This window comes from Oceanivirga salmonicida (assembly GCF_001517915.1).
Lineage (GTDB): Bacteria > Fusobacteriota > Fusobacteriia > Fusobacteriales > Leptotrichiaceae > Oceanivirga > Oceanivirga salmonicida.
The window spans coordinates 1-393 of sequence record NZ_LOQI01000196.1; the positions used below are offsets into that span (position 1 = coordinate 1).

Annotated in this window: 1 protein-coding gene; it reads left to right on the forward strand. The window is 26.5% G+C overall.

The features are described 5' to 3' along the window. Positions 1 to 393: hypothetical protein (locus AWT72_RS09895; protein ID WP_197407681.1), on the forward strand; the 393-nt coding region annotated here is incomplete at both ends.

Sequence of the window (393 nt, forward strand, 5' to 3'; positions counted from 1 at the left end):
AAAAATTAGAAAACATAGGAAAAATAGAAGACTTTGGTAAGTTAAAGAAAATATGGAAAGATAAAGATGGCAAAGTATATGATGAAAAAGATGTAGAAAAATGGCAAATTCGTAAAGAGTTAACAGTACATGGAAAACCAACTTTAGGGCAAAGTATAGAAGAATTTCAAAAAGGGATTTTAAATAATTTTAGTAGTAAGTTTGGAGAAGGTTATGATAAGAATTTTAGAAAATCTCATAAAGAAGGAGTAACTAAAGCATTAACTGATGGAAATAAAGAAAAAAAATCAGGAAATATCTTTGCACAATACATAAGAACAGGCGAAAAAGAAATAATACCATTGAAATCAGATTATGAAGTAGTAGGGCAAAAAATAAAATTATCTGAATTAA